The following is a 15,640-nucleotide window of genomic DNA, read 5'->3' on the forward strand; positions in this document are numbered from 1 at the left end:
ATGATGCGCATGACGGGTAATCCCTTCTCTGCCGCTTTTTCCGCCACCGCGGTGCGCGCACTGTTGGCCGCCGCGGTCCTGTCGCTGGGGCTGCCGGCAATGGCCCAGCAGGTGTTTCCGAGTCCCGACGCGGCCGCCGAGGCGCTGGGCGATGCCATTGCACGCAGCGACGGCGACGCGCTGCAGCGGGTGCTGGGCAAGCAATACCAGTCGCTGGTACCGCAGGGCACCATCGACCAGGACGATATCTATGCATTTCTCGGCGCCTGGGCGCACCACCATGCCGTGCAGCCCGATGGCGAGCGCCGCGCGCTGATCGCGGTTGGGGAGAGGGGATGGACCTTCCCGGTGCCGCTGGCCAGGCAAAAGGACGGATGGCAGTTCGACCTGCAGGCCGGCCAGCAGGAAGTGCGCCACCGCCGTCTCGGGCGCAATGAACTGGTGACAATGGAAACGCTGCTGCTGCTGGCCGATGCCCAGCAGCGCTACGCGGACCAGGTCGGGCAGGGGCGCTACGCCGACCGGCTGATCAGTTCGACGGGCAAGACCAACGGGCTGTACTGGCCCGCCGCCAGCGAGCAGGACGCCAGTCCGGCCGGCCCGGATGCGCTGGCCATGGGCCCCGATACGCCTGCCGCGGATGCCTTCTACGGCTACCACTACCGGATCCTGCCGCCGGGCAAGGGCAGTGACGCCAAATACGGCCTGATTGCGTGGCCCGCCCGCTATGGCGATACCGGTGTGCACACCTTCATGCTCGGCAGCGACCGCGTGTTCTATGAGCGCGACCTCGGGCCCGGCACGGCAGCGCGCGCCAGGGCCGTACGCAGCTTCTCGCCGGACGGCTGGAAGCAGGTGGCTGATCGCTGACCTTCCGGCTGGCGGTCCAGGCCGGCGCCGTTGCAGACCTGGCGAAAGAGGCAGGGCGAGCAGGCTGGTGCGCTGCTGTCCGGCATGGTTGTGGTTTTTTCCCAAAAGGCGATGGCCAAGTATAAAACGCAGGCAACGCAAGCTATCTCACTGGATCTGCATACTTTCGTATGGCTCGTTTAGTAATTACGTGCCGGCGAAAAGACCACGAAGGCGCTTACGCCCTGTTACCGGGCAGAGCGGGAGGGCGCCTCCCGAGTATGGTATGCTGCAACGCAACAAGAAAGTCACAGGGGGAGATTCCGTCACACAGGAGTCCTCATGACCAAAAGTCTTGCCGCTGACTGGCATGCGCGGATCCGGCGACTGAGCCGCGTGCAGGCCCGCACGGAAGCCCAGGTGAAATCCTGGCTGGACCGCATGGATTCGCTGAATCCGCTCACGCCGGCGCGCCCGGATGGCTCGCCAGGACGAGCCCGGGCACCTCGGCCGGCCACTGCGCCGGGCGGCCTGCCCGGCACCTGGCAGGCACACCGCTTGCGGCTGGCGCCGCAGCCGGGCGAACTGGTGCCGCAACTCTCATATCACCTCTACATCCCGTCCAAGGCCCATCGCGGCCCGTTGCCGGTGGTGGTGATGCTGCATGGCTGCCGCCAGACGCCGGATGACCTCTCTGCAGGCACGCGCATGAACGCGCTGGCCGAACGCGAGGGATTTATCGTCGCCTACCCGCAACAGCCGCTGCGCCGGCAGGTACAGCGCTGCTGGCAGTGGTTCGACCTGGGCGCTGCCGAAGGCGGGCGCGAGGCGCAGGCGGTGGCCGCGCTGATCGACGCGCTGGCGGCGCGCCACGACGTGCGCGAACGCGAGATCTACCTGGCCGGCATGTCCGCCGGTGCGGCCATGGCCGCCGTGGTGGCGCTGCGCTACCCGGGCAAGGTCGCGGCCGTGGCCCTGCATTCGGGGGTCGTTATCGGCGCGGCCAACAATCCGCGCGCCGGCTTGCGCGCGATGCTGCAAGGGTCGGCTTCCGAGCCGTCCTGGCTGCTCGATGCCGCTGGCGTGACGCCGGGCGGACCCGAGATGCCGGCGCTGGTGATCCACGGCCTGGCCGACGACGCGGTGCATCCGGTCAACGGCCGCCTGCTGGCGCGGCAGTTCCTGGCCTACAACGGCCTGGAAGACCGGCTCGCCGGCGCGCCCACCCTGTCCGACCCGGACGTCGACGCGCCGGGCCGATCCCATGAATACCGCTTCGGCCGCTGGCGCCGGGACCTGGTGACGCTGGTGGAAGTGGAGGGCCTGGACCACGCCTGGAGCGGCGGCGACGCCAGCTACGGCTACCACAGCGATATCGGCCCCGATGCCAGCAGGATGATGTGGCAGTTCTTCCGCCAGCACCGGCGCTGACGCGCCAGGCCGGAACCCGCAAAAGAAACGGGAGGGCATCAGCCCTCCCATTTTCTTTGCTGCCGCTGCCGCGTCGTCAGCTCCGCGAGCGGTCCTTCACGAACAGCGCCGTCACCATGCCAAGCACGCACAGCGCCACCACATAGTGGGCCGGCGCCAGCGGATCTTCTTTCAGCATCAGCGTGACGACCATCGGCGTCAGCCCGCCGAAGATCGCATACGACACGTTGTACGAGAACGGCAGGCCCGAGAAGCGCACCTGCACGGGGAACGCATTGACCAGCACGAACGGCACCGCGCCAATGGTGCCAACCAGGAAGCCGGCAAGCGCATAGAGCGGCAGCAGCAGGTCGGGGCGGGTGACGATGGTCGTGTAGAACATATAGCTGCTGATCGCCACAGCGACTGTGCCCAGCCGGCGCTTTTGGCATCAGCCTGCGCGACATGGGCGGTGCTGGAACTCGCGCCGGGGCGCCCGCTGGCGCGGCTTGCCGGCAGCCCTGAGCGGCACTTTGTGGCGCACTCGGTTGCCGACTTCCGCTCGCTCGAAGCCGAGGCCGAATAGGCGAGGAGTCGTCTTGCCGACTAGCGATAGTTACCCAGGACCGTGGCCCGCGTGAACTCTTCGATGTTGTCCAGCAGCGCGTCGAGCGCATCGCCGGCGCCGTCAACCTCGCCGCGCGCAATCGCCGATGCCACGGCGGCGTGCAGCTTCGACATGGTGGGCAGGTCCGCTGCTTCCTTGTAGTGCACGTACCAGAACCGGCGCGACAGGCCGTGCATCAACCGCATGGCGCCGTCGGCGAATTCATTGCGCGCCGCCACCAGGCAAAGCTCGTTGAATTCGCGGTCGGCACGTATGAACGCGACGTCGTCACCGTTGCGAGACGACTGTTCGAACTCCTTTGCCAGCCGCTTGAAATGATCGCGTTGCTCGGGCGTGGCGCGCCGTGCGGCGCTGCGGCAGATCAGACGCTCCACCTCGCGGCGTGTCTCAAGCAGGCGCAACTGCTTGCCGACGTCGATCGGCGCGATCAGCAGGCCGCGCTGCGGGAGCACCATGATCAGGTGCTCCCGCGCCAGTCGCTGGATCGCTTCGCGAATGGGTGTGCGCCCGATGCCGGTCATTTCGCTCAGTTGCAGTTCCGATACCGAGCTGCCCGGCGCCAGTTGCAGCGTCACGATGGCTTCCTCGATCTGCTCATAGGCCAGGTCGGTCAGCTTGCCGCGCTGGCCGGCGGCCTCTTCGGTCTCTGGTACAGCGGCGGCGCGTGCGCGGGTAGCGGTTTTTGCGGTCATGGCCAAGTGTCAGGGAACACGGAATACCCATTGTATATGAGCCGTACGCATCTTTTGTACACAGCGCATTCCATGCTTGCGTGCACGGTGTTTCCTGCTACTATCCTACTAATATATTAGATGTGTGCTGGGGGCGTGATGGCGGACGATGATGTATTGGTCGTGGGGCAGGGTCCGGTGGCGGTGGTCGCCGTGCATGGCATCCAGGGCACGCGCGGCGCGTGGATGCCACTGGCGGAGCAACTGGCCGACCGGTGCACCTTTATCCTGCCCAACCTGCCAGGACGCGGGAAGGCAATGCCGCCCGCCGGCGCGTACGCGTGCTCGCTCGACGCCTACGCCCAAGTGCTGCGCCGCACGCTTTCCACACACGTGAGCGGCCCATTCGTGCTGGCCGGATGGAGCATGGGCGTTTCCGTTGCGCTGGCCTATCTTGCCGATGACCGCAAGATGCCGGGCCAGCCGGTGCCGGCTGAGTTGTTGCTGGTTTCCGGAACGCCGCAGCTCAACGCGGTGCAATGGTTTGAGCCTGCGGCTCCCAAGGCGTTGCTGAAAGCCATTGCCATGCGCGAACGGCGATTGGGGCTGCGCGAGGCAGCGGACCATCGCACTGTGGCCTGGACTTGGGAGGCGATCCGTCACACAGACCAGCGCGCAGAGCTTGGCAAGGTGCGTTGCCGGACGCTCATCATCCACGGCAGTGAAGATGACGATTGCCCGCTTATCCACGGCGCGATGCTGGCCAACGGCATCCCCGATGCCGAGCTGGTCGTGCTCCACGGCGCCGGCCATGGCGTGCTGACGCAATGCACGTCGGAGATCGCCCGCCACCTGCGCGAACGCTGGCCTGCGCGGGTGGCATAGCCGGGCATCCGCCCAACATCCCCGATCCGCCGAAATCACCTCACAGGAGACAGCATGAGAGTGGACGACCTCGTATATTTCTGCGCGCCGGCGCGGCTGGTCATCGGCCCCGGTTGCCGTGCCCAGTTGCCCGCGCTGCTGCGCCGGCTGGGCTATCGTCGCGGCCTCGTGGTGACGGACACGTTCTTCACCGGTGCCACGCCGTGGGTCGAAGAACTTGTCGCAGGTGCCCGTGCGCACGACGTGGAGTTGCTGGTCTTTGACGGCGGCATACCCGATCCCACCACCGCGCTGTGTGACGTGGCTACGGCAACAGTCCGCGAACGGCTTGGCGGCCTGCCAGTCGACCATGTCATCGCGCTTGGCGGCGGCAGCAATATTGACCTGGCCAAGGCGCTCTGCCTGACCCTGCCCGGCGGCAGGCCCATCTGCACGTTCCTGGGCAGTATCGATGCCGGCATCCCCATCCTGCCACTCGTTGCCATGCCGACCACGGCCGGCACGGGCACGGAGGCGACGCCCGGCGCGATCCTGGTCGATCCGGACAACGCGACCAAGGTGGCTGTCATGGACAACCGGCTGCGCCCCGCCGTGGCCTTGGTCGATCCCGAATTCACCTACACCTGTCCGCCGCGCGTCACTGCGGATGCCGGCATCGATGCGCTGACCCATGCGATCGAGTCCTACCTGACGCTCGATTCCTCCCGCTTTGACCGCGGCGGCGAACCGGACCCAGGCTACAGCGGCCGCAACGCGCTGACGATGCTGTTCGCACACGAATCGATCCGCTTGTGCGGCCAATACCTGTTACGCAGCTATCAGGACGGGGGCGACAGCGAAGCGCGCATCGGCATGAGCTACGCCAGCGTCTATGCGGCGCTGTCCTACGGCAGCGCGGGACTTAACGCGGTGCATGGGATTGCCTACGCGGTCGCGGGCCTCTCGCATCTGTCGCATGGCACCACCAACGCCGTGATGCTGCCGTATGTGCTCGATGCGTTGGGCGACGTGCGGCGCGAGGAGTTGCTGGCCATTGCCCGCCTGCTGGGTATTGCGGAAGGCGATCCCGGTGCCGCGGTGGCACGCTTGCCTGGCGCGGTGCGCGACCTGGTGGGAGCGGTCGGCCTCCCGACCACGCTCCAGGCTTGCGGCATCGGTCAGGACGACCTCGTTACGCTGGTGCGCGATGCCCTGGGTGTCACCCGGCTTGCCAAGGCCTTCCCCGTGCCGGACGTGCCCACACGGTACGCCACCGTTGTCCGCAATGCCTGGGCGGGCTCGTTGTCCGCTGAGGGGCATGCCGTGGCGCAGCAGCGCCGGGTGACCTAGCGCGCTTACCGGGCGCTTTTTCACCAACGGCCCGATCGGGCTGGCGGTAAACCATTACTTGAACATCAGATATGTACATCTAATATATTACTAAGCGCGCCACCACAGAGCGCGTCTTATCAACACAGGAGACAACCATGGATATGTCTGCAGGCGCCCTCAAGCTGGAGGCGGGTATTGCGGCGCGGCTGGAACGATTGCCGATGACCGGCTACCAGCGCTCGCTGTTCGGCATCATCGCCACGGCGTGGTTTTTCGATTCGATGGATCTGGGGCTGATGACATTCGTGCTGGGGTCGATCAAGGCGGAGTTCGGCCTGAGCGCCGCGCAGGCTGGCCTGCTGGCCAGTTCCAGCTTCCTGGGCATGTTCCTGGGCGCCGCGATCGCCGGCCTGCTGGCGGACCGCTTCGGCCGCAAGCCGGTGTTCCAGGTCAGCATGATCTTCTGGGGCGTAGGCAGCCTTATGTGCGGGCTGGCGGACAGCGTGACGTCGCTGATGATCTATCGCGTGCTGCTCGGGTTTGGCATGGGCATGGAGTTTCCCATCGGCCTGTCGATGGTGTCCGAGATCGTGCCAGCGAAGAGCCGTGGCAGGTATGTCGCGATCCTGGAGGGCTTCTGGCCGATCGGCTTTATCGTGGCCGGCGCGCTGACCTATCTGCTGTTGCCGGTCATTGGCTGGCGCGGCATCTTTATCGCGCTGGCGGTGCCGGCCGTGTTCGTGTTCGTGGTGCGCCGCATGGTGCCGGAGTCGCCGCGCTGGCTGGAGGACGTCGGCCGCAAGTCAGAGGCCGATACGGTCATGGCCGGCATCGAACAGCGCGTGGAGCGCGCCTGGGGCCGTGCGCTGCCGGCGGTTGCCACCACGTTTTGTGGCACGCTGGCGCCTAGTCGCAAGGCGCGCTTCATGGAGCTATGGAGCGGCCCCTATGCACGCCGCACCATCATGCTGTGGTCGGTGTGGTTCTTTGCGCTGCTGGGCTACTACGGGCTGACCACGTGGCTTGGCGCGCTGCTGCAGCAGGCCGGTTACGCCGTGACCAAGTCCGTGCTGTACACGGTCTATATCTCCCTGGCCGGTATTCCCGGGTTCATTTTCTCGGCATGGCTGTTGGAAAAGTGGGGCCGCAAGCCGACCTGCGCGCTCATGCTGATTGGCAGCGCCGTGGCCGCGTATGCCTATGGTCAGGCGGCAGTACACAAGGTGCCTGTGGAGCAGCTGATTGCCGCCGGCTTATGCATGCAGTTCTTCCTGTTCGGCATGTGGTCCGTGCTCTATGCCTATACGCCAGAGCTGTACCCCACGCGCTCGCGCGCGACGGGCTCCGGGTTTGCTTCCTCGATCGGCCGCGTCGGCTCGCTGGCCGGCCCCTACCTGGTCGGCGTGCTGCTGCCGGTGGCGGGACAGGGCGGTGTGTTCACGCTAGGCGCCTTGTCCTTTGCGGTGGCCGCCGCGGTGGTAATGCTGCTGGGCGTCGAAACCCGCGGCAAGGCGCTGGAAGAAGTATCGCAATAACGGTTCGCCGCGCGGCCTACCAGCCGCGCCTGCATTGGCGCCCCTGGCCACCAGGGGTATTTTTTGGGACGTCGCGCTTTTATATCCAACTAATATGTTAGCGAGGCATGGTTTTCCGGAGATGCAATCATGATGACGGAACGTCAACGCAAGTTCAGGGAGCAGTACAAGGCCGATATCAGCCCGCTCTACAACGGGTTGCTGCATATCGCCGTGATCTATGGCGTCGGTATCGGTGCGCTCTGGTGGGCAATCCAGCGGCTGCACAACGTGACCTGGGAGTGGGCGCTGATCCTGCCGGTATTCCTGGCCGGCAATTTCGTCGAATGGTTCATGCACAGCTATGTCATGCACCGCCGAATCAACGTCTTTGCGTTACGTGCCATCTATGAGCGGCACACGCGCCAGCACCATCAGTACTTCACCGACCAGGAGCCCACCATCGACACCACGCGCGAATTCCGCATTGTGTTCTTCCCGTGGCGCGTGCTGGCAACGCTTGGCGTAGGCGGGGGCGGACTGGGCTACCTGGCATTTCTGATCTTCAACGCCAACGCCGGCTATTTTGTTTTTATCACGATGGTGGCGCAGTACCTGATCTATGAGACCTTCCACTATTGCTGCCATGTGCACGACAACTGGTTCGTGCGAAACATGCCCTTCATCAATACGATCCGGCGTCATCACACGGCGCATCACAACATGGGCATCATGATGAAGTACAACATGAACCTCACGTTCCCGATCGCTGACTACATCATGGACACTTCGGATCTGCGCCGCGGCCTGGTCGGGCATCTGTTCAATGGATACAGCGAAGCGCACGTCAAGGAAGAACTGAAGCCGATCATTCAGAAATTCCGCACGGACCATTCGCGCGTCACCCTGGATGGACCCGTGCTCGATGAGGAGGAGCGGCAGGCAATGGCCGCCTAGTCGGCTGTTCATTCGCACGCCTGTTAGCGCGAGCGCGGCGGCGCTGGTGCGGCGATCTGCCCGATGGCCACGTCGTGGTTCTGCCGTTCGATCGGGCCACTTTCGCCGCCCTGTGTTCGAGGCGAATGTGGAGAAAATCGGGATGGCATTACGCTTCGGAACGCCTGAATGTTCTCGTACACGAAGGCAACACCCTTCGCGAGCTCAGGGCCAAGCACCAGGGGTAGCCTAATCGAAGCACAGTAGTGCGGTCGGGCGGCATACAGGCACAAGAACCGTCGGTCGTCTGGTATGCTGCCGCCGTGATAAAACGGCGTGTTGTCGTGCCGTGGTGATCAGCGATTCACGCCCTACTTGCCGCTGCGCTTGCCGCCGATGCCGACCTTGCCGCGCCCGACCTTGCGATGCGGCACACAGGGGCGCAGCCTCTTCCTGGAGCTAGCCGTCAACGTGACGTGCTCCGCAGGGTAGCGGGTCGTCCTATGCAGCGCGGCCTGGTAGGCGGGATGACCCGGATTTATGCGCCTGATAGCTGACATGACTGGCACCTCCCCAGAGGATTCTAGTCCGAAAAGGCACGGCGATTATGCCGCCTTCCTGAACACGCCATGTGCTCGTTCTGTTGGATGCCGGCAATGGCGAACGGTTGCCGCCGGCAAGTCCGATGCGCTAGCGTACGGTACTACCGGATTCGTAATTTGGCTCGTAGAAGCCCAAAGCCGGTAACGGCAGGGCCCATGAACGCACACACCACAAGGTACCCCGTTTGGACATGCAGGACTGAAGGTACACCTCCCCCAACAGGCCGTTGCCGACCCCTTGCCGTCATCCGGGGCGACGCGACGGCAACGGCCGTTCTCAAAAATTCAACGGTCATTCGCTCATGCGGGTTCGTCTCTCTAACGGCTACATTCCTAGACGGCATTGGGTTACAGCCGGACGGCTTGCCGTCCACTGCTATCTGAGCCACCTGTATCATCATGCATCGCGGTAGACGCATGCGGGTTCGCTACCGGGACGAAATCGCCGCGCCGAAGACGGAAACGGCCGAGGTCAGCGCGGGTACAGGCTCAGCCAGATCGCCAGCGCGACGCCGGTACTCGCCAAGTTCACCCAACATATCTGGGGGATCTTCAGGCGGCCTTCCAGCAGCATGCCAAGTGACCACAGCCCCGCCATCATCGGCGCAACCACTAGCACGGTCTGGCCGAAGGACAAGTCGTCGGCAAACCACAGGTAGCTGCCGGTGGCCGCCATCAGTTGCAGGAACTGCGCTGCGGCGAACCAGCGGCGGCCGCGCGACAACTGTGGGTCGTAGCGCTGGGCGGCAGCCTGCAGATCGTAGGGCATGGTGCTGGCCGCGGCTTTCAGGTCGTCGGGCAGCCAGCCCGGCGGCTTGAACCACAGGCGCAGCTTGTCCGACCAGCGCCTGGTGCGGCGCGCCAGTTTGGTAATGTCGCTGTAGCCTACCGCCACCGCCCACAGCGGGTTCCAGTTGCGCAACTGGGTGCGGGTCCCGTAGATACAGGGCTCGCGTTCCTCGGCGAAGGTGCCGAACAGTCGGTCCCAGATCACCAGCATGCCGCCATAGTTCTTGTCGAGATACTGGTCGTTCACCGCGTGGTGCACGCGGTGGTTGGACGGTGAAGAAAATACCCGGTCGAACCAGCCGAGCTTGCCGATGTGCTCGGTGTGGATCCAGAACTGGTAGAGCAGCACGATGAGGCCGGCCAGCGCGAACTGCTCCGGTGCCACGCCCAGCACCGCCATCGGCAGGTAGAACGGCCAGCCGAGCAAGGCGACGGTACTCTCCTGGCGCAGCGCTGTGGACAGGTTGAAGTGCTGGCTCTGGTGGTGCACCGCGTGGGCGGCCCACATCACCGCGCTTTCGTGCCCCATGCGGTGCAGCCAATAGTCGCAAAAGTCAAACAGCACGATGGCGATCAACCAGCCGTACCAGGCATGCCAAATCGGTGAGCGGGCGAACAGTGCCACGCTCCGGAAGGTCAGCGTGTAAAGGCCGATCTGGAACAACTGAGTGATGCCGGCCACCAGTTGGCTCAGCAAGCCCTGGCTCAGGCTGCTCAGCGAGTCGCTGAGCCGGTAGGTGTTCTTGCGCGTTGCAAGGCCGTAGGCGAATTCGCACGCCATCAGCACGAAAAACACCGGCAAGGCGTAGACAATGATCTTGTCCATTCAATAATGCTGCCACGCACGGACGGGCGGTTAAACCCGAATGATACACATAGTCCGGTCGGTCTGGAGTTTCACTGGCATCTCTGCCGAGATTGCGGCCCCTCACGCCTGCGATTAGGCGCAGTCCCATCATGGCCTCACGGAAAGCACTCCACGCCACCGGATGGGCGGCACCCGTCCATGCGGCAGCACCGTCACACAATCCTCGTCCTTTGCGGCAGGCACATACCACCGAGCTAACTACCTTGGTCGGAGGCCCAACCCAAGTTCGATATGCCGGATGAAGTGGGGACAATGCCCGATCAAAACACAATCAGCCGCGGCTTGCTTCAAATCCCATCGTGGCACAAGCGCCGCGACTCGGCGCGAGTTCGCGAGAACCGTCGAGGAGAGTCGCCTGCCCCTGGATGCACATATCAGCATCGAGATGTCCCTGCGACCGCCGGCGGAATAACTGGCCCGCATGCAGGGATTCCAACGGCGGACAATACGCCCGCCATGACCCATGCGCGAAGGCCGGTTATCGAGGCGGAGCCGCCTTTCGAATGTCGGCGTGAAGCCGCGGGCGAACGTCCGTAGCTGGCCGACAACTGCCAAGTGACGGAAACGCGCAGGCGACTCTTCCTGGCCTCGGCCGTTCAACATTGCGCGGCTGTGGCTTCAGACTGGCTAGATACCGCGCCGTCCGCGCCGGCGGTTGGCCGGCCCGCCTTCGATGTGGACGGTTGCCGCGCCCCGGTCCGCGTTGGCCTCAGCGGCAGGCCTCGTTGCTCACCTCACGGATCGGGATCGTGGTGCGGCCGCCGCAGTTGCGCAGCAGGTCGCGCAATTCGTTAATGACCGGAAACACCTCGTGGTTCCAGTCGGCGCCTTGCCTGTCGTGGGCCTCTTGCTCGCGCTCGACGATCGAGCGATCCTCCTTGAAGATGCGTTCCGTGAACCAGACCAGCAGCGGCCATGCCAGGTCCAGCGCAAACGGAATCCCGGGCTTCCGAATGGACAGAACGCCAAAGGTCCGGTTGGTGCGCTGCGCCGCATCCAGTGGCACGTAGACGATCCACAGGTCCATCACTAACGTGCCGTCGCCGGATCGGATCTGCAGGGTCTGGTACGGATAGCCGGTACGCACCGTCATCACATCCTTGTCGTCCTGGTCGCCGTTCTTCTTGCTGGCGCCAAACACCAGCGCCTCGCCGACTGGCTGCTTGCCCTCCGTGCGAGCGAACGTGTAATCCACCTCCACCCAGTCCTTGCCGCGACGACGGCCAAGCGAGCGCGCGCGCATCTGCCCCATCTGCCGCCGGTGCAGGAACTGGTGGTTCATGTCCATCAGGTTCTCGTGCATGAAGGAGTAGTGGCACTTGACCTCGCGGCCGAAGCGGCGCGTCTTGTACGCCTTGTCCGCAACCGAAGACAGAGCAGGCAGCGGCCGCTCCCTGGCAAGTGCCGCATCGCCGGGAAAGACGAAGATCAGGCCGTGCGCCTCGCGGCAGGGATAGGCGCGCACGCCGTTGGGCAGGCGCTCACGCCCGAGGTATGGCACATCGACGCAACGGCCGGTGCAGTCATAAGTCCAGCCGTGATAGCCGCAGCGGATGGACTCGCCTTCCACCACGCCCGCGTGCAGCGGAACCTGCCGGTGTGCGCAACGATCTTCCAGCGCGAATATGGTGCCGGACCCGGTACGCACCAGCACGATCGGATCGCCGGCAAAGCGCACGCCGAGGGCTTTGCCCCGCTTGAGCTCGCGTGACCAGGCCAGTGGATACCAGTGATCGGGGTGGATGGGCACACGGCGCAGATCGCGCACGGGCGCGCTGGCGGACAGATCGATGGCACTGCTATCCAACAATGGCATTGCATCCATGCGTGACGCCTCCTTGCAAGACGTGAGCTTCGGGCCGTCGCCGACAGAGCGGACGAATAAGCGAACGGAGATCAGCGCGCAGTTTACGCGAAATCCGATGAACTTACCGAAATCCCGCATTTGCGATGATGTGCCGGTTGGCGCTTGCCGACCTTTCCGAGACATCCGACCGCTTCGAGCGGAGCGGCCGGTTCGGCGCGAGAAGCTGCCGTTCGCTGACTGGGGAAAGAATCGCAGTTGACCACGGCAGTGCAGGTTTGCGAGTGCGACGACAGGCGTGTCCCCGCCGTCTTTCCGTCGCCGTACCTCATGTTTAACACTCACCATCGTCGGGGGCAAGATCGTCTACGCGAGCGGCCCCTACGCGACGATGAACCCGCCGCTACCGCCGGCCTCGCCGAACTGGTCTCCGGTCAACTACTACGGCGGGTACCAGTCCCGGCGCAAACTTAGCAAGGCCTCCAAGGACGATGACCAGCGCTACCACTATGCGGCCATGTGCGGTTGCCGCGTTGCCTGCCAGGTCCACGGCCACAACCATTTAGCCGCCGCGGCCGCTGTGCCGACGTCGGACCCGCGCGCCTTCCGGGGTGCGGTCGGATGCGGTTGCTTCGTCTAGCGCGGAGCCGTCACGATGCATGACACCAAGCCCTACCCACCGACCGCACGTAGCCCCGCGGCAGCAAGGGTCTTTCGCTGGCTGCTGCTGCTCGCCTTGTGCGGTGCGTACCTACAGGGCGGCGTCATGAAGGCGATGGCCTTTGTGCCCAGCTCAAACGCATGCGTGAGTTCTGCCAGGTCGAGGGCTTCTCCGTCATGGCGCATATCGTGCAGCCGTCGCTCGCGTCAACCTTCTAGGTCAAGGTGCTACCGTCGCCGAACTCAAGAAGCAATAAGGAAGGCAGCGAAACGAAGCAACAGAAGGAAGCAATGAAAGGTCGTTGAAAGGCGCGTGAAAGACGACTGAAAGAAAGGATACGGAGGGATTGCCGGCACGTCGGCCGATACCCGCGCAGCCCTGCGGACAATCCGGATTCCGGCTATTCTGTCGCTCCGCATGGGGCAGTATCCCGGCGTGCCATCGTCTCTATTCAGGAGTCCATTCATGTCATTGCTTCAACGCTCGTTCGTCGTGGGCGCCGTAACGTCCGCCATCGTTGCATCGTTCGCCGTCACGCTGCCGGCGCAGGCGCAATCCGCCCCGCCTACCGCGCTGCGCGGCAAGATCACGACCGTGAACGGGGACCAGATGAAGGTCCACACCCGCGCCGGCCAGGATGTCGACGTGCTGCTGAACAAGGACACGATGGTGCGCGCGGTGGAAAACGCCGATCCGAAGGACATCGCGTCCGGCAGCTATATCGGCACGGCCGCCGTGCCGCAGGCCGACGGCAGCCTCAAGGCGCTGGAAGTCCATGTGTTTCCGCCGAGCATGGCTGGCACCGGCGATGGCCACCGTCCGTGGGACCTGGGCAACAACAGCTCGATGACCAACGGCACGGTCGGCAACGTGCTGGTCAGCAATGGCCGCACGATCACGGTCAAGTACAAGGACGGCGAGAAGAAGATTGTCGTGCCGAACGACGTGCCCATCGTCAAGCTGGAACCGGGTGACCGCTCGCTGCTGAAGGCCGGCACGAACGTGGTGCTGTTTGCCAGCAAGCAGCCCGATGGCTCGCTGGCCGCTCGTGCGATTTCCGCGGGAAAGAACGGGGTCGTGCCGCCGATGTAATGGTGGCGGCCGCCATGCGAGTCATCATTCATCCGCGCTTTGTCCGCATCACGCACTGGCTCAACGCGATCGCGATGGTCTGCATGGTAGCCAGCGGCTGGGCCATCTACAACGCGTCGCCGATCTTCCCGTTCTCGTTTCCCGCGCGGCTGACGCTAGGCGGGTGGCTGGGCGGTGCCATCGCGTGGCACCTGGCGATGATGTGGCTGCTGGTGGCCAACGGGCTGGTCTACCTGGTCTGCGCGCTGGCCAGTGGCCACTTGCGGCGCCGGCTCTTGCCGCTGTGTCCGCGTGCCATCCTGCGCGACGCGGCGCTGGCGCTGCGCTTCCGGCTGTCGCATGACAGCGGCGAGTACAACGCGGTGCAGCGGCTGCTCTACGTGGGCGTGCTGCTGGTCGGCGTGTTGCTGGTGCTGTCCGGGCTGGCCATCTGGAAGCCGGTGCAGCTGCAATGGCTCACGGCGCTGATGGGCGGCTTTGACAGCGCGCGCGTGGTCCATTTCGTGGCGATGACGGCCATCGTGGCCTTTGTCGTCGTGCACCTGGTCCTGGTGTTGATGTTCCCGCGGACACTGGTGTCAATGGTGACCGGTGGTGACCATCACCGGAAAGGGCATCAGTCATGAGTAACGATCCGAAGGACAAGAAGGGGATGGAAGCCGAAGCCCTGAACGGGTTGGATCGCCCGCCGCAAGCCCTGCCTCGTCGCGCTTTACAGGAAGGCATCAACGAGGCCGATTTCCGCCCGCAGCTGGTCCGACTGCAACGCCGTCTGTTCCTTGGCTCGTCGCTGTCGCTCGGTGCGGTGGCGATGTTGTCCGGCTGCACGTTGCAGGATGGCGATAGCGTGGACAAGCTCCTGTGGACGATGTCGCGCTGGAACGACCGCGTGCAGGGCTGGCTGTTCAGCGGCACGCGGCTGGCGCCCACCTACACGCGCGCGCAGATCACCAACCCGTTCCCGTTCAACGCGTTCTATCCCGAGTACAACGTGCCGGACATCGACGGCAGCGACTACCGGCTGGAGGTCTCCGGCCGCGTCCGCGACAAGCAGCCGTGGTCGCTGGAGATGCTGCGCAAACTGCCGCAGGCGGCGCAGATCACGCGCCATGTCTGCATCGAGGGCTGGAGCGCCATTGGGGAATGGTCAGGCGTGCCACTGAAGGCGTTCCTGCAGCACGTGGGTGCGGACCTGACCGCGCGTTACGTCGGCTTCAAATGCGCGGACCGCTATTACTCCAGCCTGGATATGGCCACGGCGCTGCATCCGCAGACCATCCTGGCGCTGGACTACGGCACCGATCCGCTGCCGCCCCAGTACGGATATCCGCTGAAGGTAAGGGTGCCGACCAAGCTCGGCTTCAAGAGCCCCAAGCACGTGGCCGCGCTGTTCGTCACCAATGAGAATCCCGGTGGGTATTGGGAGGACCAGGGGTATAACTGGTTCAGCGGGTTGTAGGGGGCACCGACAGGGTATCTAGGTGTGACGCTTTGGATGGGCGTTTGCTTACTTGTTCGCCGGCTTAGCCTCCGGCAAGCAAGACGTCTTCCGGCACGATGATTGCGGTGGCGAGGCGAATGATGCTCGATCTTCCTCGGAAATCGGCGATGAACCCAAAA

General features: G+C 64.5%; 14 protein-coding genes and 1 pseudogene. 10 read left to right on the plus strand and 5 right to left on the minus strand.

What is annotated here, in order from left to right; all coding sequences use genetic code 11:
• On the plus strand, positions 1-870 hold the full coding sequence (locus tag ACZ5MJ_RS28080) for a DUF2950 domain-containing protein (protein ID WP_464224214.1): 870 nt from the start codon (positions 1-3) through the stop codon (positions 868-870).
• A 321-nt stretch (positions 871-1,191) separates the two neighbouring features.
• A complete protein-coding gene (locus ACZ5MJ_RS28085) occupies positions 1,192-2,280 on the plus strand; it encodes an extracellular catalytic domain type 1 short-chain-length polyhydroxyalkanoate depolymerase (protein WP_464224215.1) in 1,089 nt (362 codons plus the stop codon).
• Positions 2,281-2,356: 76 nt separating this feature from the next.
• Here the strand turns inward: ACZ5MJ_RS28085 and ACZ5MJ_RS28090 are convergent.
• Positions 2,357-2,677: pseudogene (locus ACZ5MJ_RS28090) on the minus strand (MFS transporter); the annotation flags it as partial.
• A 27-nt stretch (positions 2,678-2,704) separates the two neighbouring features.
• Here ACZ5MJ_RS28090 and ACZ5MJ_RS28095 point away from each other — a divergent pair.
• On the plus strand, positions 2,705-2,845 hold the full coding sequence (locus ACZ5MJ_RS28095) for a hypothetical protein (protein ID WP_464224216.1): 141 nt from the start codon (positions 2,705-2,707) through the stop codon (positions 2,843-2,845).
• Positions 2,846-2,865: 20 nt separating this feature from the next.
• Here the strand turns inward: ACZ5MJ_RS28095 and ACZ5MJ_RS28100 are convergent, their stop codons facing one another.
• Positions 2,866-3,579, minus strand: coding sequence for a GntR family transcriptional regulator (locus ACZ5MJ_RS28100; protein WP_464224217.1), 714 nt, complete (start codon positions 3,577-3,579; stop codon positions 2,866-2,868).
• Positions 3,580-3,717: 138 nt separating this feature from the next.
• On the opposite strand from ACZ5MJ_RS28100, the gene ACZ5MJ_RS28105 reads away from it, so the two are divergent.
• The 4 genes from ACZ5MJ_RS28105 (at position 3,718) to ACZ5MJ_RS28120 (ending at position 8,225) form a co-directional block, all read left to right on the plus strand.
• Positions 3,718-4,443, plus strand: coding sequence for an alpha/beta fold hydrolase (locus tag ACZ5MJ_RS28105; RefSeq protein ID WP_464224218.1), 726 nt, complete (start codon positions 3,718-3,720; stop codon positions 4,441-4,443).
• Between the two features lie 54 nt (positions 4,444-4,497).
• Positions 4,498-5,772, plus strand: a complete 1,275-nt coding sequence (locus ACZ5MJ_RS28110; RefSeq protein WP_464224219.1) for an iron-containing alcohol dehydrogenase — start codon at positions 4,498-4,500, stop codon at positions 5,770-5,772.
• A 137-nt stretch (positions 5,773-5,909) separates the two neighbouring features.
• Complete coding sequence (locus tag ACZ5MJ_RS28115) at positions 5,910-7,289, plus strand: MFS transporter (protein WP_464224220.1); 1,380 nt, start codon at positions 5,910-5,912, stop codon at positions 7,287-7,289.
• A gap of 129 nt (positions 7,290-7,418) precedes the next feature.
• A complete protein-coding gene (locus tag ACZ5MJ_RS28120; protein ID WP_464224221.1) occupies positions 7,419-8,225 on the plus strand; it encodes a fatty acid hydroxylase family protein in 807 nt (268 codons plus the stop codon).
• 350 nt (positions 8,226-8,575) lie between these two features.
• On the opposite strand, the gene ACZ5MJ_RS28125 is transcribed toward ACZ5MJ_RS28120, so the two are convergent.
• The 3 genes from ACZ5MJ_RS28125 to ACZ5MJ_RS28135 form a co-directional block, all read right to left on the minus strand.
• Positions 8,576-8,764: a hypothetical protein gene (locus ACZ5MJ_RS28125; RefSeq protein ID WP_464224223.1), complete on the minus strand. Its 189-nt coding sequence runs from the start codon at positions 8,762-8,764 to the stop codon at positions 8,576-8,578.
• Positions 8,765-9,278: 514 nt separating this feature from the next.
• Positions 9,279-10,421 carry a sterol desaturase family protein gene (locus tag ACZ5MJ_RS28130; RefSeq protein ID WP_464224224.1) on the minus strand — a complete coding sequence of 381 codons (1,143 nt, stop codon included), beginning with the start codon at positions 10,419-10,421 and terminating at the stop codon, positions 9,279-9,281.
• A 751-nt stretch (positions 10,422-11,172) separates the two neighbouring features.
• Positions 11,173-12,288: a Rieske 2Fe-2S domain-containing protein gene (locus tag ACZ5MJ_RS28135; protein WP_464226626.1), complete on the minus strand. Its 1,116-nt coding sequence runs from the start codon at positions 12,286-12,288 to the stop codon at positions 11,173-11,175.
• Between the two features lie 1,105 nt (positions 12,289-13,393).
• On the opposite strand from ACZ5MJ_RS28135, the gene ACZ5MJ_RS28140 reads away from it, so the two are divergent.
• From ACZ5MJ_RS28140 to ACZ5MJ_RS28150, 3 genes are read left to right on the plus strand one after another with little or no spacing between them, the layout of a single operon-like run.
• Positions 13,394-14,020, plus strand: coding sequence for a DUF5666 domain-containing protein (locus tag ACZ5MJ_RS28140; protein ID WP_464224225.1), 627 nt, complete (start codon positions 13,394-13,396; stop codon positions 14,018-14,020).
• 14 nt (positions 14,021-14,034) lie between these two features.
• Entirely contained in the window at positions 14,035-14,646 is a 612-nt protein-coding gene (locus tag ACZ5MJ_RS28145) for a cytochrome b/b6 domain-containing protein (RefSeq protein ID WP_464224227.1), read from the plus strand.
• A complete protein-coding gene (locus ACZ5MJ_RS28150) occupies positions 14,643-15,479 on the plus strand; it encodes a molybdopterin-dependent oxidoreductase (protein WP_464224228.1) in 837 nt (278 codons plus the stop codon). The genes ACZ5MJ_RS28145 and ACZ5MJ_RS28150 overlap by 4 nt, the downstream gene beginning before the upstream one ends.
• Positions 15,480-15,640: the final 161 nt, after the last annotated feature.

Source organism: Cupriavidus sp. LA-1 (genome assembly GCF_055385985.1).